The sequence below is a fragment of the Rothia nasimurium genome (assembly GCF_928381415.1).
GTDB lineage: Bacteria > Actinomycetota > Actinomycetes > Actinomycetales > Micrococcaceae > Rothia > Rothia nasimurium_H.
This window is the reverse complement of sequence record NZ_CAKMSF010000005.1, coordinates 140,695-160,787: the sequence shown is the minus strand read 5'-3', so window position 1 is coordinate 160,787 and position 20,093 is coordinate 140,695. Positions and strand designations below refer to the sequence as shown.

The 20,093-nt window shown below is 57.8% G+C and carries 20 protein-coding genes, 1 pseudogene and 1 CRISPR repeat array; of the genes and pseudogenes, 7 read left to right on the top strand and 14 right to left on the bottom strand.

Annotated elements, in window-relative coordinates:
• Positions 1–67: 67 nt before the first annotated feature.
• Positions 68–517, top strand: a complete 450-nt coding sequence (locus tag L7A20_RS07180; RefSeq protein ID WP_237207009.1) for a gamma-glutamylcyclotransferase family protein — start codon at positions 68–70, stop codon at positions 515–517.
• Entirely contained in the window at positions 518–1,291 is a 774-nt protein-coding gene (locus tag L7A20_RS07175; RefSeq protein WP_237222929.1) for a trimeric intracellular cation channel family protein, read from the top strand.
• Here the strand turns inward: L7A20_RS07175 and L7A20_RS07170 are convergent.
• Positions 1,288–1,752, bottom strand: a complete 465-nt coding sequence (locus L7A20_RS07170; RefSeq protein WP_237222928.1) for a GNAT family N-acetyltransferase — start codon at positions 1,750–1,752, stop codon at positions 1,288–1,290. The two genes, L7A20_RS07175 and L7A20_RS07170, sit on opposite strands and share 4 nt — an antisense overlap.
• Positions 1,753–1,888: 136 nt before the next feature.
• On the opposite strand from L7A20_RS07170, the gene L7A20_RS07165 reads away from it, so the two are divergent.
• Together L7A20_RS07165 and L7A20_RS12115 are read left to right on the top strand one after the other, a co-directional pair.
• A complete protein-coding gene (locus tag L7A20_RS07165; RefSeq protein ID WP_237186906.1) occupies positions 1,889–2,110 on the top strand; it encodes a DUF6290 family protein in 222 nt (73 codons plus the stop codon).
• A 2-nt stretch (positions 2,111–2,112) separates the two neighbouring features.
• Complete coding sequence (locus tag L7A20_RS12115; protein ID WP_283489840.1) at positions 2,113–2,376, top strand: type II toxin-antitoxin system RelE family toxin; 264 nt, start codon at positions 2,113–2,115, stop codon at positions 2,374–2,376.
• A gap of 137 nt (positions 2,377–2,513) precedes the next feature.
• Here L7A20_RS12115 and L7A20_RS07160 read toward each other — a convergent pair whose 3' ends face one another.
• Genes L7A20_RS07160 through L7A20_RS07145 form a run of 4 tightly spaced genes read right to left on the bottom strand, consistent with a single transcriptional unit; the run spans position 2,514 to position 5,992 of the window.
• Positions 2,514–3,263, bottom strand: a complete 750-nt coding sequence (locus tag L7A20_RS07160; protein WP_237198707.1) for an amino acid ABC transporter ATP-binding protein — start codon at positions 3,261–3,263, stop codon at positions 2,514–2,516.
• Positions 3,256–3,933, bottom strand: a complete 678-nt coding sequence (locus L7A20_RS07155) for an amino acid ABC transporter permease (RefSeq protein WP_237222927.1) — start codon at positions 3,931–3,933, stop codon at positions 3,256–3,258. Before L7A20_RS07155 ends, L7A20_RS07160 begins: the two co-directional genes overlap by 8 nt.
• Before the next feature lie 57 nt (positions 3,934–3,990).
• Positions 3,991–4,815, bottom strand: coding sequence for a transporter substrate-binding domain-containing protein (locus L7A20_RS07150; protein WP_237222926.1), 825 nt, complete (start codon positions 4,813–4,815; stop codon positions 3,991–3,993).
• A gap of 40 nt (positions 4,816–4,855) precedes the next feature.
• Entirely contained in the window at positions 4,856–5,992 is a 1,137-nt protein-coding gene (locus L7A20_RS07145) for a trans-sulfuration enzyme family protein (protein WP_237222925.1), read from the bottom strand.
• Positions 5,993–6,291: 299 nt separating this feature from the next.
• On the opposite strand from L7A20_RS07145, the gene L7A20_RS07140 reads away from it, so the two are divergent.
• The gene (locus tag L7A20_RS07140) at positions 6,292–8,514 is read left to right on the top strand and encodes a ZmpA/ZmpB/ZmpC family metallo-endopeptidase (RefSeq protein WP_237222924.1); all 2,223 of its coding nucleotides are present in this window, start codon (positions 6,292–6,294) and stop codon (positions 8,512–8,514) included.
• Positions 8,515–8,610: 96 nt separating this feature from the next.
• On the opposite strand, the gene L7A20_RS07135 is transcribed toward L7A20_RS07140, so the two are convergent.
• The gene (locus tag L7A20_RS07135) at positions 8,611–9,432 is read right to left on the bottom strand and encodes an NlpC/P60 family protein (RefSeq protein WP_237186900.1); all 822 of its coding nucleotides are present in this window, start codon (positions 9,430–9,432) and stop codon (positions 8,611–8,613) included.
• A gap of 364 nt (positions 9,433–9,796) precedes the next feature.
• Positions 9,797–10,918, bottom strand: a complete 1,122-nt coding sequence (locus tag L7A20_RS07130; RefSeq protein ID WP_237222923.1) for a pirin family protein — start codon at positions 10,916–10,918, stop codon at positions 9,797–9,799.
• A 273-nt stretch (positions 10,919–11,191) separates the two neighbouring features.
• Positions 11,192–12,134: direct repeats of the CRISPR family, unit length 28 nt; unit sequence GGCTCATCCCCGCACACGCGGGGAACAC.
• A 5-nt stretch (positions 12,135–12,139) separates the two neighbouring features.
• Between L7A20_RS07130 and L7A20_RS12110 the strand changes: the two genes are divergently transcribed.
• Entirely contained in the window at positions 12,140–12,223 is an 84-nt protein-coding gene (locus tag L7A20_RS12110) for a hypothetical protein (RefSeq protein WP_369126953.1), read from the top strand.
• A gap of 58 nt (positions 12,224–12,281) precedes the next feature.
• Here the strand turns inward: L7A20_RS12110 and L7A20_RS07125 are convergent, their stop codons facing one another.
• The 6 genes and pseudogenes from L7A20_RS07125 to L7A20_RS07110 form a co-directional block, all read right to left on the bottom strand.
• Complete coding sequence (locus L7A20_RS07125; protein WP_002319681.1) at positions 12,282–12,449, bottom strand: cysteine-rich KTR domain-containing protein; 168 nt, start codon at positions 12,447–12,449, stop codon at positions 12,282–12,284.
• A 122-nt stretch (positions 12,450–12,571) separates the two neighbouring features.
• Entirely contained in the window at positions 12,572–14,491 is a 1,920-nt protein-coding gene (tet(M), locus tag L7A20_RS07120; RefSeq protein ID WP_002364936.1) for a tetracycline resistance ribosomal protection protein Tet(M), read from the bottom strand.
• A 15-nt stretch (positions 14,492–14,506) separates the two neighbouring features.
• Positions 14,507–14,560, bottom strand: a pseudogene (locus L7A20_RS12105) (hypothetical protein); the annotation flags it as partial.
• Positions 14,561–14,569: 9 nt separating this feature from the next.
• Positions 14,570–15,028, bottom strand: coding sequence for an HD domain-containing protein (locus tag L7A20_RS12100; protein WP_423817433.1), 459 nt, complete (start codon positions 15,026–15,028; stop codon positions 14,570–14,572).
• Between the two features lie 416 nt (positions 15,029–15,444).
• Positions 15,445–15,948 (bottom strand): CoA-binding protein, encoded by a 504-nt coding sequence (locus L7A20_RS07115; protein ID WP_135012911.1) that lies wholly within the window; start codon positions 15,946–15,948, stop codon positions 15,445–15,447.
• Positions 15,949–15,951: 3 nt separating this feature from the next.
• Positions 15,952–17,466, bottom strand: a complete 1,515-nt coding sequence (locus L7A20_RS07110; protein ID WP_237222922.1) for an O-acetylhomoserine aminocarboxypropyltransferase/cysteine synthase family protein — start codon at positions 17,464–17,466, stop codon at positions 15,952–15,954.
• 342 nt (positions 17,467–17,808) lie between these two features.
• Here L7A20_RS07110 and L7A20_RS07105 point away from each other — a divergent pair, with 342 nt between their 5' ends.
• Positions 17,809–18,435: a DedA family protein gene (locus L7A20_RS07105; protein WP_237222921.1), complete on the top strand. Its 627-nt coding sequence runs from the start codon at positions 17,809–17,811 to the stop codon at positions 18,433–18,435.
• A 107-nt stretch (positions 18,436–18,542) separates the two neighbouring features.
• Here the strand turns inward: L7A20_RS07105 and L7A20_RS07100 are convergent, their stop codons facing one another.
• Positions 18,543–19,748 carry an RNase H family protein gene (locus tag L7A20_RS07100; RefSeq protein WP_237222920.1) on the bottom strand — a complete coding sequence of 402 codons (1,206 nt, stop codon included), beginning with the start codon at positions 19,746–19,748 and terminating at the stop codon, positions 18,543–18,545.
• Between the last annotated feature and the right edge of the window lie 345 nt (positions 19,749–20,093).

Below are 20,093 nucleotides of genomic sequence, written 5' to 3'. Positions count from 1 at the left end.
GCCAGCAGCTTCGCTGCGAGCCTGCTTCACCTACGCCTTCAATAAACCCGATGGGTACGATAGATGCATGACAGCCCACCACCCCGTTTTCGTTTACGGCACCCTGCGCCCCGGTATGAGCAATAATCGCTGGTTCCGCGGGGCTGATTCCAACCGCACCGATGCGACTATTACCGGCTACGAGCTGGTCACGAACGGCTCCTACCCCTACCTGCTCCCGGCGTCCGCATCGGTCGGCAGCGACGCCGCCGGGCAGGACGCCCCGGTGGTGCGCGGCACCCTGGTCTTTGTAGACCCCGCCGACTGGGAGGCCGTTGCTGCATCCCTCGATGAGCTTGAGGGGACCGACCCCGCGCGTCCTGTGCACGATGACAACCTCTACAACCGGGTGCTGGCCGAGGTGGTGACGGACGCCGGTGAGCCGGTCACCGCCTGGGTCTACATTCCGCCGGTGAGCAAGCAGGCGCAGCTGCGCGAGCGCTACCCCCTGGTGCCGGGCGGCGAGTGGACCGAGTAAATGCCCCCTTTTGATTTTGAGCCAGAAACCTGGTTCCGTGTGATTGATGTTGCCGCTATTGTCACCAACGGTCTGTTGGGTGGGGCGGTTGCTCGCGCCCACCGTTTCGATATTGTGGGGTTCATTATTTTCTCGGTCATTACGGCGATGGGCGGGGGCATTATTCGCGATGTTTTGCTTGATACCGGTTTTCCCGTTGCTCTGACCGATAGCTACTATTGGGTGGCTGCGCTGGGGTCTGCGGCCCTGGCCTATCTGATGGATTTTGGGTCCCATTGGGCTGACCGCACCCTGCTCGTGGCGGATTTTCTGGGCATGGGCTGTTGGACCGCCACCGGAACCATCAAGGCCCTCGCCCTGGGTCTGCACTGGCTGCCGGCGATTGCCCTGGGTGTGGTGACAGCTGTGGGCGGTGGGGCTCTGCGCGATATTATGGTCAACCGTATTCCGGCGATTCTGGGTGGGAGCCCGCTCTATGCCACGGTGGCTTTTGTGGGGGCTTCTGAGGTTGCCCTGTGCGTGGTTTTGTGGGACCAGCAGGTGCTGGGCATGGCTCTTTCTATTGTGACCTGCCTGGTCATGGGTATTTTGGCGCGGTGGCGCCGCTGGCAGCTGCCGGAGCCGGTTCAGCTCAAGGTGCCCCGGCCACGTTTGCGGTTAGGACGCCGCCGCCCGGCTTCGCGCGACCGGTGGGTGCCCGGAGCCCCGCTGACCCAGGAGATGCGGATTATCGACGAAGAAACAGCCCGAGCCCACCGCGAGGGGCGGGCTTAGGGTGTAGCATTCACCCCTTTAACCTCATCAAAGGTAAATTTCGCCAGGGTCACGCAGCCGTAGCCCTCGACGGGGTTGAAGCCCCTACCCCGGTAAAGGTCAATCACGTGCTGGTTGCTAGGGTGGGTGTCTGTGGTGATGTAGACCTGGCGGACGCCGCCGACGGCAGCCAGCGCCATGTCGAGCAGGCGGGAACCAAGGCCGGACTTCTGAAAGTCCGGGTTAATGAGTAAATCTTGAATATAGCTAATGCTGACCCCATCGCCGACGACCCGCACCAGCCCGGCGAGTCGGCCGGTAGTCTCCTCGCGGGCTACCGCCAGGTAAAGGCTACCGGTGCACATGGGCACCAGGTCTTCAGGGTGGTCGGTGTAAGCACTCCACCCAACAGAGGTATAGAGATCTACCAGTTCCTGCTGGCTAGGCACCAGACCTACTGAAAAAGTAAAAGCGGTGGTCATGGGCAAAACTTTACCGTGCACTTATCCCTGAAAATACTCCCAGCTTCTTCATCACAGAAAGCAAGCCCAGAACAATATCCTATTGTTGAAAGTACAGCCGTTTGCCATACTGGAAAGCACAGTAAGGAGAGAACCTATGACCGTGCATGTTGAGTTTACAGCTACTGAAGAGGCACAACTACAGAGTCTTTCTTCCGCCCTTGGCACGAGCACCGAAGAGCTAGTGCGTTCTGCTGTACTTGATTATCTTGAACAGCAGGAAGAACAGGTATGGGCACAGCAGGCGTTGGCACGATTCGAGGCAGACGGCCGTGAGACCCGCCCTGCCCAGGAATTGTGGGATGAACTCGGGGTCTGAATGTGGCCTGGCAATTAGTACTGGCAAAAGAGTTTGAACGATCGATTAGAAAGCTCGATAAGCCGGATATTCGTAGAATTAAGACTTACCTTGACCAGGTAGTTCAGTTAGATAATCCGAGGGACCGGGGAAAAGCGCTGACAGCTGACAAGGTTGGCCTGTGGCGTTATCGTGTAGGAAATTTTCGAGTACTCGTAAAATTTGAAGATCAGCAGATGCAAGTTATTGCTCTCGATGTTGGTCACCGCTCAACAATTTACCGATAGTCTTCTAAGCTCCTCTGGTAGTAAAAAATCACCCCATCCTTTTTCTCTTCACCCTAGTGATTATCTCGGGGTGAAGAGAGAAAGGACGGGGTGAAGTCGGCTCCCGGAGCGCAGACCGCCCCTAGCGCCCCGGCAACCTAGATACGGTAGTCCGTCATCTCGAAGATCTGCAGGAAGCGCTGGATGCGTTCGTTGTCGGAGGCGAAGAAGGCTTCGGGGGCACCGTTGTAGAGCACGCTGCCGCCGTCGAGGAAGACGATACGGTCGGCAACCCGGCGGGCAAAGGCCATATTGTGGGTAACAACTACCAGGGAGCGCTTTTCGCGGGCCAGGTCGATGAGCACACGAATAACCTCGGCTTCGAGCTCGGGGTCAAGAGCAGAGGTGGGCTCGTCAAAGAGCAGGTAGTCGGGGGCAACAGCCAGGGCGCGGGCGATGGCGACGCGCTGCTGCTGGCCGCCTGAAAGGTTATCGGGGTAGGAGTCTGCCTTATGCCCCAACCCCACCTTCTCCAGCAGGTCACGCGCGAGCTGGGCGGCGGCGTCCTTACCCATCTTGCCGTTGAGCACCGGGGCCAGCGCCACGTTCTGCTCGGCGGTGTAGTGGGGGAAGAGGTTGAAGTTCTGGAAGACCATGGCCGAGTGCTTGCGGATGGTACGCACCTGCTCGTCACTCAGGCCAGCGGCGAAATCCACCGAGTCGCCCTCGATGGCCAGGACGCCGGACTCGGGGGTTTCGAGCAGGTTCAGGCAGCGCAGCAGGGTGGACTTACCCGAACCGGAGGGCCCGAGAATGACCGTGGTTTCGCCGTTTTCGAGGTCGAGGGAGATGTCGCGCAGAATGGTGTTCTCGCCGAAGCTTTTGGTGAGGTTCTTCAGGCTAAGCATTGGCTGTCCTTATGTAACGGCTGGTGCGCTTTTCAAGGGCGCGCTGGGCGATGGAGAGAAGGGTGAAGATGACCAGGTAGATGGCGGCTACTTCAAGGTACATGGCCAGCGGTTCGAAGGTGCGGGCGGCGACCTGCTTGCCGGACTGGAAAAGGTCGACCATGGAGATGACCGATACCAGGGAGGTGCCCTTGACCAGGTCGATCAGGTCGTTGCCCAGCGGGGGTAGGGCGATGCGGGTAGCCTGCGGGATGACGACGTGGCGCAGGGTCTGCATCTTGGTGAAGTTGAGGGTGCGGGCGGCTTCGAACTGGCCGCGCGGAATGGAGGCGTAGGCTGAGCGGAAGGTTTCGGCCACGTAGGCGCCGGTGTTGAGACTCAGCGCGATGATGGCGGCGGGCCAGGTGTCGAGGGTAATGCCGACGCGGGGTAGCCCGTAGAACACCAGGAAGAGCTGCACTAGAAGCGGGGTGCCGCGGAAGAACCACACGAAGGCTGTGGCTAGCCAGTTGAGCGGGTTGTAGCGGCTGAGGTTGCGGGCAGCGGTGGCCAGCAGACCCAGTACCAGCGCGAGGACGAAGGAGATGAGGGTCAGCGGGATGGTCACCTGCACGGTGGCCAGCAGCAGGGAGGGCAGGGATTGTGCCCAGAGTTCTAGGTAGCGGTCCATAGTGTTCTACGGGTTACTTTCGGTTCGGACGCCGGGGTTCGGCTTGCCGGGGCCGGGTTAGGCCTTGGGGCTGAGGTCGATGCCAACGTACTTTTCGTAGATGGCCTTGAAGTCGCCGTTCTCCAGGTGCTTGGCGATGGATTCGTTGATGGCGGTCTGCAGGGTGGTTGCGCCCTTGGGCATCAGGATTGCTGATTCGGAGGCGTCGCCGAGTACGCCGTCGAGCAGGCGGATGGGGGCGTCGGGGTGCTGTTCCTGATAGTAGGCGAAGGTGACGGCGTCGTTACCGCAGGCGTCCACGCGGCCGGTGAGTACCTGTTCGATGGCTTCGTCGAAGCCGGTAACGATGGTCATCTGGGCGCCTGCTTCTTCGAGCAGGGTGCGGAAGTTAGAGGTCTCTGATGAGGCTGCGGTGGCGCCGTTGAGGTCGGCGATGGTCTGCAGTTCTGAGTCCTGCAGGACGGCGACCTTGCCCTCTGAGGCGACGTAGGGGTTGGAGAAGTCGTACTTCTGCTTGCGCTCTTCGGTGGGTGAGACGTTGTTGATGACGATGTCGTAGCGGTCGGCGTCGACACCGGCGATCAGGGAGTCCCAGGGGGTTTCGGTGTATTCGGCGGTGACGCCGAGGTCGGCGGCGATGAGGTCACCGATTTCCTTTTCCATGCCGACGAGTTCGCCGGCTTCGTTGTGGTAGTTCCAGGGGGCGAAGGTGCCCTCGAAGCCGATGCGGATCTTACCGGCGTCCTTGATGGCCTGCAGCTTATCGGCTGCGGCAGAGGAGTCAGAGGTGGTAGATGAGGAGGAGCCGCAGGCAGCCAGGGCCAGGGCAAGGGCGGACGCGCCAGCTGCGGAGAGCGCGGTACGGCGAGTGATGTTCTGCATGGGTTTACCTTTCGGTGATTGTGTTTGTTGTGGGGAAGGCTTAGGCGGCGTCGAGGGCGCTGATGATGTCTGCGCGCAGGTCGTCGACGTCCTCGATGCCGACGGCTACGCGCACCAGGCGGGTAGTGAGGCCGGCGTCATCGCGGTCTTCTTGGGAGTAGGCGCCCTGGGTCATGGTGGTGGGCAGGCAGACCAGGGATTCGATGCCGCCGAGGGAGACAGCGAAGGTGAAGACCTGCAGGGCATCGAGGAAGGCCTTGATGTCGTAGCCCTCCTTGACGGTGAAGGAGAAGAGGGCGCCCTTGCCGGTGGCCTGTTCGGCCTGGATCTTAGCTTCTTCGGCGCTGTAGGAGCCGGGGAAGTAGACGGTGTCGACGGCGGGGTGGGCGGCGACGGCCTCGATGAGGACGTCGGCGTTGGCCTGCTGGCGCTCCATGCGCAGGGCCAGGGTCTTGACGTTCTGCAGCAGACGGTAGGAGTCGATGGGTGAGAGCACGCCGCCAGAAATCAGCTGGGCCTTGAAGAGCTTGTCGGCCAGGTCGGCGTCGTTGGTGATGGCGACGCCCGCGAGCAGGTCACCGTGACCGGCCAGGTACTTGGTGGCTGACTGCACGACGATGTCGGCGCCCAGTTCCAGGGGCTTTTGCAGGTAGGGGGTCATGACGGTGTTATCGACGACCAGTAGGGCCCCGTGGCGATGGGCCAGCTCGGCGACCTTCTTGATGTCGGTGACGCGCAGGGTGGGGTTGGAGGGGGTCTCAATGAAGACCATGCCCACGTTCTTGCCTTCAAAGTGGGCGTCGGAGAGGGTGGTGAGGTCGTAGACCAGTTCGTGCGCGACTCCGCGCTTGGGCAGTTCGATGGTGACGAATCGGTAGTTGCCGCCGTAGACGGGCATGCCCATGAGTAGGGTCTGGCCGTGTTCCAGGATTCCCATGGCGGCGGCGGTGGCTGCCATGCCGGAGCCGTAGAGGAAGGCGTGCTCGGCACCCTCGATGGCGGCGAGGGTGGTTTCTGCCTTGGAGCGGGTGGGGTTGCCGCCGCGCTGGTATTCGAAGGGGCCTTCGGTGCCGTCGGTGGGCTGGCCGAAGGTGGAGGCGGTGTAGATGGGGGGCACGACGGCCTGCTCTTCGTTGGAGTGGACGGCGTGAATGGCGCGAGTGGTAAAGCCTGCCATGGTGGTTCCTTTCGGTATCAAGAAAAAGCGTATTTATAGAGCCTATACCTGCTATCTGCAAGGCAGAGAATTAATGTTACGCGTTTATGACGTTACTCTTGGGCAAATACAAGAGGTATAGCCAAGGGCACATCGGCTCGGTGACCCAGACCCCACAAGCCCACTACCCCGCCCCAAAACCGCCCACAGCCGGTATTCTTAAAGAAGAGGTGCGGGCTCTGCGCCCCCTTCGTCTGCTATCACTTGAGGACGATACCGCCACCTCACACATCCCCTAGATACCACACAAAGAGTTCTCTATGCCTGTCTCCCCCATTCATCGCCGCACCCTCATTCAGGGCGCAGCCTGGTCTGCTCCCACCATCATTGCCAGCTCGGCGGTGCCCGCCTACGCTGCCTCGACGCCGTCCACCGACCTTTTTGCCACCCTGGCAGCAGAACTGGGCGGTATCTCCTTCACCGAGTCGCAGACCGTCTACGACTCGCTCTCACCCACCATTCGCTTTACCGACATCGCCAACAAGCGGCTAGAGATTTCTCGCCGCACCGGGCGTCCTTTCAACTCCGTGACCGAGGCAGAGGCACGCGCTGAGCTCCAGCCCGAGGTGCTCAAAGCTACCGGCCTTGAGAAGCAGTTCAACGTCTCAAAGCTCCTGGCCCAGAACACCCTCACCGCGATTGCCGCAAACCCCCTCTACGCCCATCTCACGCCCCAAGAGCGCGAAACCCTGATCACCAATAAGGTCAGCGGGCGCAAGGAGCAGTTTCTGCTGGGCCTGGCCTACCTGCGGTCGCTCTACTCCTTCGAGCTGGGCGGCGTGAACGTGGCCGAGGCCCTCATTGCTAACCCTGAGCAGTTCGGCATCACCGGGGTTGACCCGATTGACTACATTCTCAACATTGGCTCCCAGCAGGCTAGCGTGCTGGCTTTCAGCAACTCCCCCACCGCCCACCGCACCGTGGTGCGCCTGCCGGAGCTCACCAGCTTCATTGCCGACCGGGCAGGCACCAGCGACCTGGACGCCTGGATGCGCGAGCAGAGCGGGGCCATCATTGCGGATGCCGCCGCCCCGCTCTACAGCAAGCTGGCGGCAGACCCTGCCTCCCAGCGCTTTATCCTGCCCCTGCTTTCGCAGGAGAATGACGGGGTCTATGTTGCAACGACCCCGGCCTCTATCACCTTCGGCCACACCTACACCTATGTAGACCCCGCCACCGCAGGTAGCAGCACCGCTGAAAAGACCGCCTTCATCGACGAACTCAACCGCCGGGCAGCCGAGCAGAACGCCTTTGTGGAACTCTGGACCCGCCTGGCTCCCGCCTACGCTGGCGAGCTCACCGGTAACCGCCTAGCGATTGACACCTTCCAGGGCTACAAGGCCCAGAACATCTCAACCTCCTGGCTGCCTAAAACCAACCCCGGGGCTATCAGCGACTTCTTCGCACCCCTCAACCTCTGGGCACCCTACACTCAGGCAACCGCCCAGGCCGAGGGCACCGGCATGCGCTACTTCATGGGCAAGGCCATCTCTGCCAACGGTGTGACCACCTACGGCCACGAGATAACCCACCTCATCGACGACACCCTGCTCACCAACAGCGGTGGCCTGCGCGACGGTTTTGGCCCCGAAACAATCGCCCGCGGTATCTTCGAGGGCCCCGACAGCCCCACCTCAGCTATCGTTGGCTTCAACCAGTACTTTGACTGGACGGCCGTCCCCAACCGCCTACACAACGGCAGCCCCGAGCAGTTCGCCACCAAGCAGGACCTCTCAGCCTACATGCGCTCCCAGCTCGATACCCTCTACCTACTCGATGCCCTTGAAGCAGAAGCTATCCTGCGCCGCCCGGCCGAGGAGCGTGCCGTCCTGCTCAACCGCCTGAGCCAGACCCCACGCGGCACCACCGGCCACACCGATGACACCTTCAGCACCATCACCGTGGACGAGGCAGCCGCCCTCTCAACAGTGGAGGACTTCACCGCCCAGGGTCTGGTGGTCTCCCGCTACCAGTGGCGCGGCATCAGCACCATCGGCACCGCACCGGCCAACAGCTACTACACCATCCCCCTCTTCGACCCCGCCTACGGCGCCTACACCCCCGCTACCGGGGCGCCCGGCGATATCACCGTCCGACGTCAGGCCTTCGACCTGCTGGCTTACAAGGGCTACGACGAGGGCCTGGTGCCCTACATCTCCAACCAGTACAAGACCGCTGCCGGTGGGGCGCTTTCGGATAGCTTCATCATGGGGCAAATCGGTATCGCCGACTATGCTGCCGACCGCGCATCTCGCTACCGTCAGGGGCTTGAGCGGGCGGAAGCGTCCGCGGCCTTCCCCTTCACCCACCGTGGGCAGACCATTGCCTCGCTCGACGACCTGCGAGCCCAGTTTGACCAGGCCCTTGCCGCCGACCTGCCCCACCTACAGCAGGCTCGGGCTGGCTCTACCAGCGCTATCTGGTCGGTGACTGCCGTGCGTGAGCTCAAGGCTTCCTTCTACCGGGCGGCTATGCAGCTCTAGAGCGCCCTAGCGTTAGAGCCCGAAGAACTGAAAAAGTCCCGCTCCCTGGTGAGGGAGCGGGACTTTTCTCAAGAAAAGACGCTGTTGGCGGTTGCCTTAGCTGTTGTAGCCAGCGGGTGATACGAAGATCGGTGCGGACGCGGTGGGCAGGTTCACCGAGAAAATGGAGGTGCCCATGCCGTTCCAGCCGCCGTGTACAGCCTGGCCGTTGCCAATGTAAACGGCGATGTGCTGCTGGCCGAAGCCGTTGGACTGGTAAAGAACCAGGTCGCCGGGCTGGGGGTTGCTGGTGACAGTACCCAGTGACATGTAGTCCATGGGCCAGCCGTGGAAGTTGATGCCAGCGGCACGCAGGGAGTTGGTTGCCAGCATGGTGCAGTCGGTCTGAGCGTTGACGGCTGCGGCACCCAGGGCGGCTGCTACAACAGCATCGCGCTTAGCCTGGTTGGTAGCGGTGGAAAGAGTGGGGGCTGCTGCGGGTGCAGGAGCGGGAGCCTGAGTTGCTACAGGAGCTACGGTTTCAACGGGTGCAGGAGCAGGAGCTGCTTCTACAACCTCAACAGTCTCGGACTGAACAGCAACGGTGGCTTCTTCAACGGGAGCTTCAACGGGTGCTTCTTCAACAACCGGAGCTTCTACAGGAGCCTCTTCAACGACGGGAGCTTCCTCAACGGGAGCTTCCTCGATAACGGGGGTTGCTTCAACGGGCTTTTCGGGAGCTACGATGTAAGCGGGAACGCCCCAGCTTACGACCTTGCCTTCACCTGCAACGGCGAATGCCTTGAGCAGGGGGGTTGAAACGGCTGCACCGTTGTCTACGGTGGTCTGCGGAGCTTCATTTACCGATGCGTTTGCTGCTGCGAGAACAGCACCGGAGAGGATGACACCTACCGCACCTACTGAGAGTGAACGACGCAATGTTGTACCTTTCGTCTCTTCTTGAGATTTCGCAGCCGGGTTGCTGCTACTGCTGGGTGGCCCGTACGTGGGGTTTTGGGCTCCCATGCTTCCCTCGGAAGCTGATTGGACTTTGAACAGCCTATAACGATTTGGTAACGATGTATACCGAATCGTTATAAAAAGTTGATTTTTCTGCCCTATGTCACGTCTTAACGGGTCCCCCGAATAGCCTGGGAATCAGCTATTAAGACTGGTCACGGCTGGTTACTGGCGAGTAACCTGTGCGGCAAGAACACACCGAAATAATCTGCGACACGGCAACGGCCGAGTCACGGTTTCATGACAAAACCGCGGCCCGGCCGCACCCCTGAACCAGGGTTTTTTAGTCGCCGCGCAGCTTCAAGCGCGCGTTGGGCAGCTCGGGAGCAGGAATCACCGACGTGCGGGGCTTCTCTTCATATTCCCCGGGCAGCAGCACCACTCCGCCAAAGCGGGGGTAGCCGGGGCCGGCGTCCTGACCGGCTGCAAGCGACCCACCGGTGACTATCTCGGTGCCCGACGCACCCGCCGGGGCGGTGATGGCCTCGAAGCTCTCGGCCTGGGCGTTCCAGGCGGCGCGGGCTTCGACGATGTCTTCGTGGGAGCGGCCGATGAAGTTCCACCAGATAGCGATTTTTTCGCCGAAGGGGGCTCCGCCGAGCAAGATCAGGCGGGTGTCGCCGATTGCCTCGATGGTGAGTTCGGTGGTGCCGGGTTCGATAAAGAGCATTTCGTCGGCAGCCACCTGCTGGCCCTTAATAAGGAGAGCGCCGGTGTCGACCACGAAGCCGTGCTCGTACTCGGGATTGATGCTCAGGGTGATGGTGCGGCGCGGGGCGTCGTCTGCCGGGTTCTTGTCTGCCTCGGGGTCGGAGCCGGGGGCACCCACCAGAATTTCAGCGCCGAGTAGGGGCGAGAAAGTGGTGACGGGCGACGAGCCGGTCTTGGTTTCCTCATCGACAGTCACACCCAGCTCTCCCAGGAAGACGCGGGCCTGCACTCCAGCCGGGGTGGACGCGTCCTGCCCACTCTCCTGCCCGCCGAAGGTGAGGGCTTCGGGCACGAAGTTTTCGAAGGCGGGGGCGGTGTTCATGTCTTGGTGGGGCAGGGCGATCCAGAGTTGGATGCCGTGCAGCACGGTGGTGCCTGGCGTGGAGTATTCGGAGTGGTTGATGCCGTAGCCGGCGGTCATGAGGTTGAGTTCGCCGGGGCGGACGTCGGCGACGGTGCCGAGGGAGTCGCGGTGTTCGATGGTGCCGGTGAAGATCCAGCTGGCGGTTTGCAGGCCGGTGTGGGGGTGCGGGGCGACGCGCATGCCGCCGGTGACGGCGACGTCGTCGGGGCCGTAGTGGTCGATGAAGCACCAGGCGCCCACCATGCGGCGGTCGCGGGAGGGCAGCAGGCGACGCACCGTCATGGCGCGCAGCCCACCCAGGGGCACGGGGCGAGGCTCAATGAGTTTCATGGGTTTAGTGTACGCCGGGGCGGACGGGGGCAGGTGGGTGTGACGGGACGGCTGGGGCAAGCGGACGCCAGAGGGGCAGATACGCCGAATGCGACTCCTTTTCCCGAGCGGGCGTTGTTTTAACGTCCTATCGGGAAACAAAGTCGCATTCGATGAGCTGCCGGTAAGACCTATGCAGAGCAGAGCTTGCCTCTCCCATGCGAGCTGTTTTCTGTAGTAGTACACATCAGCGGGGAACACCAACTCTTACAACGAATTCGCCACCCTCATCGGGGCTCATCCCCGCACACGCGGGGAACACGCTAAGGGCGTAGCATCCAACGTCTCTGTGGAGGGCTCATCCCCGCACACGCGGGGAACACGATAGACACGACAGGCCGGCGCATCACCCCCGAGGCTCATCCCCGCACACGCGGGGAACACCCAGTCTTTGTCGTCGTCGGTGAGGGCGTCCCAGGCTCATCCCCGCACACGCGGGGAACACTTACCGGCTTGGGCTTGCTGTGGGATTCCATTGGGCTCATCCCCGCACACGCGGGGAACACTCTGGGTAAACTCGCGCGGGGTAACGACCTGAGGGCTCATCCCCGCACACACGGGGAACACATGTAGGGTTCATTTTTCCGCCCGGAAATCTAGGGCTCATCCCCGCACACGCGGGGAACACGGAATGGTTGTTGTTGCTGGGTCGTGCCTGGTGGGCTCATCCCCGCACACGCGGGGAACACACTTCTGTGGGGTCTACTGGTTGGGGGCGGACGGGCTCATCCCCGCACACGCGGGGAACACCAGCTTCATTGATGTCACCTTCACCTTCCCAAAGGCTCATCCCCGCACACGCGGGGAACACTGAAGGCGGCGGCCTCCCTGCCCTCCCGGCGGAGGCTCATCCCCGCACACGCGGGGAACACGAGAGGGCACGCTGATAGCGGGTGACGCGCTTGGGCTCATCCCCGCACACGCGGGGAACACCGGCTGTAGCGAACGGGGCCCACCAAACCTTTGGGCTCATCCCCGCACACGCGGGGAACACAACGTCCAGACTCTCGCCACTTCGTTTCTGTCGGGCTCATCCCCGCACACGCGGGGAACACTTCGGGTACGAGCTGCCTGACATGCTGACCGTGGGCTCATCCCCGCACACGCGGGGAACACTTTTTCTTTCGTTGGGTGGGGTGAAAAATCGTGGGCTCATCCCCGCACACGCAGGTAGAAAAACTACTGGATAACTTCACAGATAAAGAACTATCGTTGATTGAAGCCTTAGCTAGTGGTATCAATGAATCAAGAAACATCAAAAACTAATCATAATAACAATACATAAAACAGAAAGAGCCGATAAAATGAGAATGCTAATCTCAGATTATCGGCTCTGCGTCTTTGCGTCTGGCTCTGTAATCACAGTTAACTTGAACTGCTTTATATCAACTAAATTTTCCTGTCTACATTTAGGACAATAGAGAGGAAAGTTCTTCAATTCAGTATCTTCCCTTATTTTCAAACGTGTTTTATTTCCACAGATGGGACACAGTACCCACTCACAGTTTATAATAATTATCTTCTCCTTTACATTTAATTCAAATCTGTATTAAAGAATATTTCATCTCGTTTCGTTTAACAAGAAGCCACATTTATATAACAATATAAAATGTGCTAAGTTATTTTATTGAACATATATCGTACTTTATCTATCCGACTATTTGGACGACGGGGCTGACAAACAGATTCACCAGTAGTAACATAGTACCCTTTTAACTCTGTTAAACAAACGCTACGTCCATTTGTAAAGAAAGTTAAATCATTACGATATTCTTGAATACACCGAGCAGGAATTTCTCCACTAAGAATGACCTCATTATTTTTCAGTTGAGTATTTACGATATTTGCACAATATTTGGGAGCATCGTTATATGCTCGTGAAAGATATTCTTGTGGTGCATAAATTTTAAAACTAAGATATGGCTCTAACAATTCTGTTCCAGCTTTTTTTAAAACTTGTTCCAATACAATAGGAGCAAGCATCCGAAAATCTGCTGGGGTACTAACAGGGCTATAGTATAAGCCATACTTAAAACAGATTTTACAGTCCGTCACATTCCAACCATACAATCCTTGTTCACAGCCATATCGTATCCCTTCCATAACTGCATTTTGAAACGATTGATTTAAGTATCCAAGAGAAACCGAGCTCTCATACTGTACTCCGCTCCCTAATGGAAGCGGTGCTACAGAAAGACCAATGGAAGCCCAGAAGGGATTCGGTGGCACTTCGATGTGAATGGTATACTCTGCTTTTTTTAACGGTCTTTCCATATAAATGACTGTAGGCTTTTTTATTTTTACCTCCACATGATACTTTTCTTGCAATAGAGCACAAGTCACTTCCATTTGTACTTTCCCTAAGAAAGAAAGTATGATTTCATGTGTCGTAGAATCCACATAATATTGTAGAAGCGGGTCACTGTCGGAGATTTCTAAAAGTGCATCAAGTAACATTTCCCTTTGTTGAGGTTTGCTCGGTTCAACAGTTGTTTGCAGCAGAGGGAGCGGATTTTCAATTCTCTCTCTCTGTGGCAATAGCTTTGTATCTCCAAGAACACTATTTAGCTTCAAAAACTCATTTTGCAAAATAACAATTTCCCCGGAATAAGCCTTATCAATTTTACATAATTCACCATTTATTGAAGTATACATTTCTGTAATTTTTATTTTTTCCTTTTCCGATATTCTAACCGAATCCCGCAAATGCAGGATTCCGCCATAAAGGCGTACATATGCAAGACGTTGTCTTTCTTCCGAATATTCAATTTTGAAGACATTTCCGCAAAGTTCAGACTTCTTTCTGTATGTTGATGAATAAAATTTATTCGTTATCACTTCTATAAGCTGCTCAATCCCTATGTTGCTTTTTGCGCTTCCATGATAAACAGGGTACAAGGAGCAATTCTGAAATCTTATGCTTTCCTCTTGTTCGAGTTCCAATGCTTCTAATGATTTACCGGACATATATTTCTCTAAAAGGTCATCGTTTCCCTCTATTACCGTATCCCATTGTTCAGATTCGGTAAAGTTCGTCACACACATATTAGGATACAGTTCTACCTTCTGTTTGATTACAATTTCGGCAGAAAGTTTCTCTTTAATATCCTGATAAACCGTTGATAAATCAATTCCATTTTGGTCAATCTTATTGATAAAAAAGATTGTGGGAATCCCCATTTTCCTAAGTGCATGAAATAATATACGAGTTTGTGCTTGTACGCCATCTTTTGCAGAAATCAGTAGAATTGCCCCATCTAAAACTGATAATGAACGATATACTTCTGCTAAGAAATCCATATGTCCTGGCGTGTCTATGATGTTCACCTTCGTATTTTCCCACTGAAAAGAGGTTATTCCTGTCTGAATTGTAATTCCTCTCTGACGTTCTAAAAGCGTATTATCCGTCCTCGTTGTACCTTTGTCCACGCTTCCTAATTCTGTAATCGCTCCACTGTTATATAATAAGCTTTCTGTTAAGGTAGTTTTTCCTGCATCAACATGAGCTAAAACACCTATATTAATAATTTTCATGTGATTTTCCTCCATTCAAAAGCCAAAAAGGCATAAAAAATCCCAGTGACAGATACTCTTATCACTGGGTACAAAAAACTAACCCCTCCTAAATAAGGTGCGGTAACTGCTCTGACCAAATTTTTCATCGAAGAACCGAGTCAAAATAATGTAGCTCGCTGCAGAGTGTGGGGACCACTGGTCTGAAGGTACTGCAGAAGGCACGTTCAAACCCGTTGCACGTATCTGGTCAGCCAGGAAACTATAGCGCGATGACTCGTTGAGCTGACTCGCGAAAGATTGACTAGCTTTGCCTACGTCGTGAGATCCGCACAGGAAAGCCACGAATCGCTGGCAGTCTTCACTCGATAAAGCAAGCTGTTCTTGAATGAACCTACGGTGATTTTCTGAGAGGTAGTGACTCCATAGGTAAGCCCCAACCTGGGCAGAATCCATCATGTGCTGGGGAAGGTTTAAGCCAATCAGTACTCTGGTCGTCAGACCGGTCAGTCTTGGCCCATAGACTAGCGGCTTGCGGACTCCAGCTAGGGAAATCATCGGTAAAAAGCTGCTTCATCGTCAACCTTCTTCGCGTGGGTACATCAGTTTAGTAGTATCTCCTAGTGCTTAGTAAACACCTTCAAGATTTTTATGTCAACTAGTATATGTGAGAAAATTTTTAGTATCTAGAACCATGTGAAAAGCCCCCCGGCAGTCAAAGCCAGGGGGCAGCCTCATCGACACGAGGAATAGGTACTTGATGCACATCTACTAGGGCTCATCTCCAAACTTCTTTGAAGATCAGTCTCGTGAAGCCCTCATCCTATTTCACCAGCTTTTTCGTGAAGGTGCTACCTACTGGAGCAAGTGCAGACAGCCCTGCCCCTTGCCTCTATCCCCTCCAGAAAAGACCAGCTAAACCAGAGATGACCACCAGCCAGGTGGTCATTTCTGATTTAGGTGGTACCTAGTGCCTAGGCCAGGACCTGCCGCTTGGACGAGATCACGCCGGTCACGAACCCGGCCAGGTGCAGGCCACCGTGGAAACGGGCGTGCTCAATCTTCACACACCGATCCATCACCACGTTCAAACCAGCGTCCTCACCCAGACGCGCAGCCTCCTCATTCCAGGAGCCCAACTGCATCCACACCGTCTTCGCGCCCACCTCAATGGCCTCCTGAACCACACCAGGCAGGTCCTCATTACGGCGGAAAATCTCCACCAGGTCAGGGGCCTCCGGCAGATCAGCCAGCGACGCATACACCTTCTGCCCCAGCACCTCCTTACCCTTCGCCGCCAAAATCGGGTTCACAAAATACAGGGTGTAAGGGCTCGACGACTGCAGATAGGTCGCCACAAAATAGGAAGAGCGCGAAATCTTGTCAGACATACCCACAATCGCAATGGACTTAGTCTCGTGCAGAATCTTTAGTCGCTCCGGTGCGCTGGGGCCTTCCCAGGTACGAATCTCAGTCACGGCTTAGGCCTCCTTCTTGGGTGCAGGGATCTCGCAGGCAGGCGCGGACGCCGGGGCGGACGTCCCAGCCCCCTCCCGCGCGGCGCGTTCGGCGGCGTGGGCGGCAGCGTCCGCCTCCAAGGCAGCCTTCTGGGCAGCCGCCTCAGCCTCGGCAGCTTCGCGGCGGGCCACCAGCTCGTCCGCACTGGCGGTGCCCACGACCTCACCGGCGTGGTTGCGGCCAGAGGCGATGGTTAGGGCCTGGTCGAGGTCCCAGATAATGTCGACGGCATCTTCCAGTCCCACCGAAATACGAATCAGGTCTTCGCCCACGCCACCGGCAGCCAGCTGCTCAGCGGTCAGCTGCTGGTGGGTGGTGGACGCCGGGTGCAGAATCAGGGTGCGGGCATCACCAATGTTGGCCAGGTGGGAGGCCAGCTGCAGGTTCTTGATGAACTCGGCGCCCACATCGCGTCCGCCTGCCTTCTCAGTACCGGCAACGCCGAAGGAGAAGACTGACCCAACGCCCAGCGGCAGCAGCTTCTGCGCCCGCTCATAGTGGGGGTGGTCGGGTAGGCCGGCGTAGTTGACGTAGGAGATGCGGGCGTCCTCGTTCAGCCAGGCGACGACGTCCTTGGCATTGGCCAGGTGGGCGTCCATGCGCTGGGGCAGGGTCTCAACACCCTGCAGCAGGTTGAAGGCCGCCTGGGCTGAGAGGGAGGGGCCGAAGTCACGCAGCTGCTCCGAACGCAGCTTGGTGAGGAAGCCGTACTCGCCGAAGTTACCCCACCAGGAAATGTTGTTGTATGAGGGAATCGGCTCGGTCATGGTGGGGAACTTGCCGTTGCCCCAGTTGAAACGACCCGACTCAACGACCACGCCGCCCAGGGTGGTGCCGTGGCCACCCAGGAACTTAGTGACCGAGTGAATCACGATGTCAGCGCCATGTTCGATGGGGCGAATCAGGTAGGGGGTAGAGAGGGTGGCATCCACGACCAGGGGAATGTCATTCTCGTGGGCCACGCGGGCCAGGCCCTCCAGGTCAGCGACCTGACCCGAAGGGTTGGCGACGATTTCGGTGTAGACAGCCTTGGTTTCAGGACGAATCGCAGCAGCATAGTCGGCCGGGTCAGTGCCGTCCACAAAGGTAGTATCGATACCGAACCGGCGCAGGGAAACATCCAGCTGGGTAATAGTGCCGCCGTAGAGGTTGGACGAAGCAACAATATGATCCCCAGCCTGGCAGAGCGCCGCGAAAGTAATAAACTCAGCGGCCATACCCGAAGCGGTCGCCACCGCACCGATACCGCCCTCCAGCGAAGCGATACGCTCTTCCAGCGCCGCCACAGTGGGGTTACCCAGGCGGGAGTAAATGTTGCCGTACTTCTGCAGGGCAAAAAGGTTGGCGGCGTCGTCCGCGTCCTTAAAAACAAAGGAGGTGGACTGGTAAATCGGAACCGCACGAGCACCGTGCTCGGCGTCGGGGGTACCACCCGCGTGCAGGGCGCGGGTGCGGAAGCCAAAAGTATGCTCAGCCATGGACTCTCCTGATAGTAGGCCTAGTTATCTACCCTCCATAGTCACCCATGCCCCTCTACCTGCGGTAACTTATTTCACCGTGTGAACAGGTTACGCAGCATTACCGGGAAGGGCAGGGCGCCCCATTCCCCACCTCGGCCAGTGTCCACCAAACTCGCGTAACGTCCATCCTGCGCGTAAGCACCGCGCGATTCTAGTAGACGCTGAGCCCCACCAATCTAACGTGACCAAAACCCCCAGCCTCTCTACAAGCTAGCTCATAGGAAAACACAGGGTTCTAAGGGAGAATAGAGAAAGTTTTGTCACCGGGCGGCTGCCCGCACTCGCAGAGAAAGGGCACTCGTGCTCCAGAACATTATCGACTGGGTTATCTCCGTCATGGAGGCCATCGGTTCCCCCGGCGTTGGCCTGGCCGTTTTCCTTGAGAACGTCTTCCCGCCGATTCCCTCCGAGGTCATTCTGCCCCTGGCTGGCTTCACCGCCTCGCAGGGCTCCATGAACGTGGTCGCGGCCTTCATCTGGGCGACCGTTGGCTCCCTGGCTGGCGCCTACTTCCTCTACTACCTGGGCGCAGCTATCGGCGCTAACCGCCTGCGCAAGATTGCGGCCTGGATGTGGCTGGTCAAGGTTGAGGACGTCGACGCCGCCCTGGCCTGGTTCGATAAGTACGGTAAGGCCTCCATCCTGATCGGCCGTGTTATCCCCGGTATTCGTTCGCTGATTTCGATTCCCGCCGGTATTGACCGTATGAACCCGCTGACCTTTGGCCTTTATACCCTGCTGGGTTCATCTGTGTGGAACGCCCTGCTCATTTACTGCGGCTGGATTCTCGGCGAAAACTGGCATGCTGTTGAAGGCGTCATCGACCAGTACTCCAAGGTGGTTTACGCCCTGGTAGCCCTGGCTCTTGTGGCTGTCTTCCTCTGGCTGCTGCGCCGCGCCCGCCAGGAAAAGCGCGACGTAGCCTAGCGGCGGGCGTCCGCGCCAACCCGGTCAGTTAGTACCATCTAAATCAGAAAAACCCACCAACTAGGTGGGTTTTTCTGGTTTAAATGGTACCTAGGGCAGCGGCCCCGCTACTTCCACAGACGGTTGCGGGCGTGCACCACCGACGGGCGAATCTGAATCCAATCCGCACAGGGCAGACGCAGAGCCTTCTCACACCCAGACAGGGCGGTAATAATCGACTCGCAGCGCTTGTTGAACTCAGAGACATGCCCCTTATCCACAATCTGCCCGGGGAAGTGCCGGTGCATCTTCGACACAGAATCCGATGACTCCTGCAGCCCGTGCCCGGTATGCCCCGGGATATGCTTGACCAGCACCCGGCGCTCCCGAATGGCCTCGGTCAGCCGCTCCATCTCGTCCAAAACCTGCTGGTTCTGCACGCCCTCTTCAACCCAGGTGTTATAGACCCAGCGGTTGTGCGCCAGGCGCAGCACAAAGGTCAGAGCCCCCAGCGAATCGGTGTGAATAATCAGCTGGCGGCCACCGTGGTAGAAGATATTAAAGGCTGCCAACATAGCCGAGAGTTCCCCGGTCATAATGTTGGTTGCATCGTAGTGGGAGTGGAAGAAGAAGCCGTCTTCGCTCACCCCGCCGATGCCCATGCGTCCGCCCTTTAAATACTTCTTATTATTGGTTGACCGGAACGAACAGTCGGTAAAGACGCTGTACTCCACCAGCTTCTCTACCGGCAGCTGGGCGGTGTTCTTCTCAAGCTCAGCGTGAGCCAGACGCGAGGCCTCGTCCATAAAGTGCGGCATGAGCTCACCTGCCGGAGTGCCGATGAGCTTCACGTGAATCTCGCCCAGGGAGTGCGACTCGTAGGGGTTCATGACCTTATCAATGGACCGGTATTCCAAGAAGTCGCGGAAGGCCGTGAACTTGCGGAAGAGCAGCTTGAGGTAGTGCTTATCGGCTGCCACGGTGATGAGGTTGGTCTTATACTCCTCGGGGATGGCGTCCATGGTCGCCAGAATCGCACGGCCCAGCATGTCGGTATGTACGGTGTCGCAGGGGTCCATGAGGCTGTGTGTCAGAGACTCAGCCACAGGTTCGCTCTCAATGACCTCTCGCTCGCCGTTTTCGCGCGAGATAAAAGCGAAGGACGTCAGCCCCACATGGCAGTCACCGGCAGCTCGCACCTGGTCCATGACCACCACGATGACAGCCACACCCTGCTCGGTGAAGCCTGCCGGGTAGGAGCTGGTGTAATCCGGCGGCTCCCAGGTCAGCTCACATTTCTTGATATGTGCAGGCGTAATTTCCACATTATTCATCTCCTAAGGGGTGTCTATAGTTGTTTTGCTTACTCTTTAAAGCTATACCAACTCCACGCCCTTTTGCCAACAGCTAGAGCCGCATCGGCTGCCCGTTCACTCTCTCGGTGAACGTCCACGGTTCTCGCGTGGCATCCATCCCGCGCGTAAGCACCGCGCGAGTCTGGTGGGCACTCACGGGTGGACGAGCGGTCGGAGCAGATGGACGGACGGACAGGCAGGCGCTGAGACAACCCGGTAGGAGATAAACCGGGCAGGGCTACAGAATCCCACCCACACCGCTTATCAGCTAGGTACTACCGCATGTCGCAAAAGTCTTGTTGGGGTTCCTGAGAATCCGTTTTA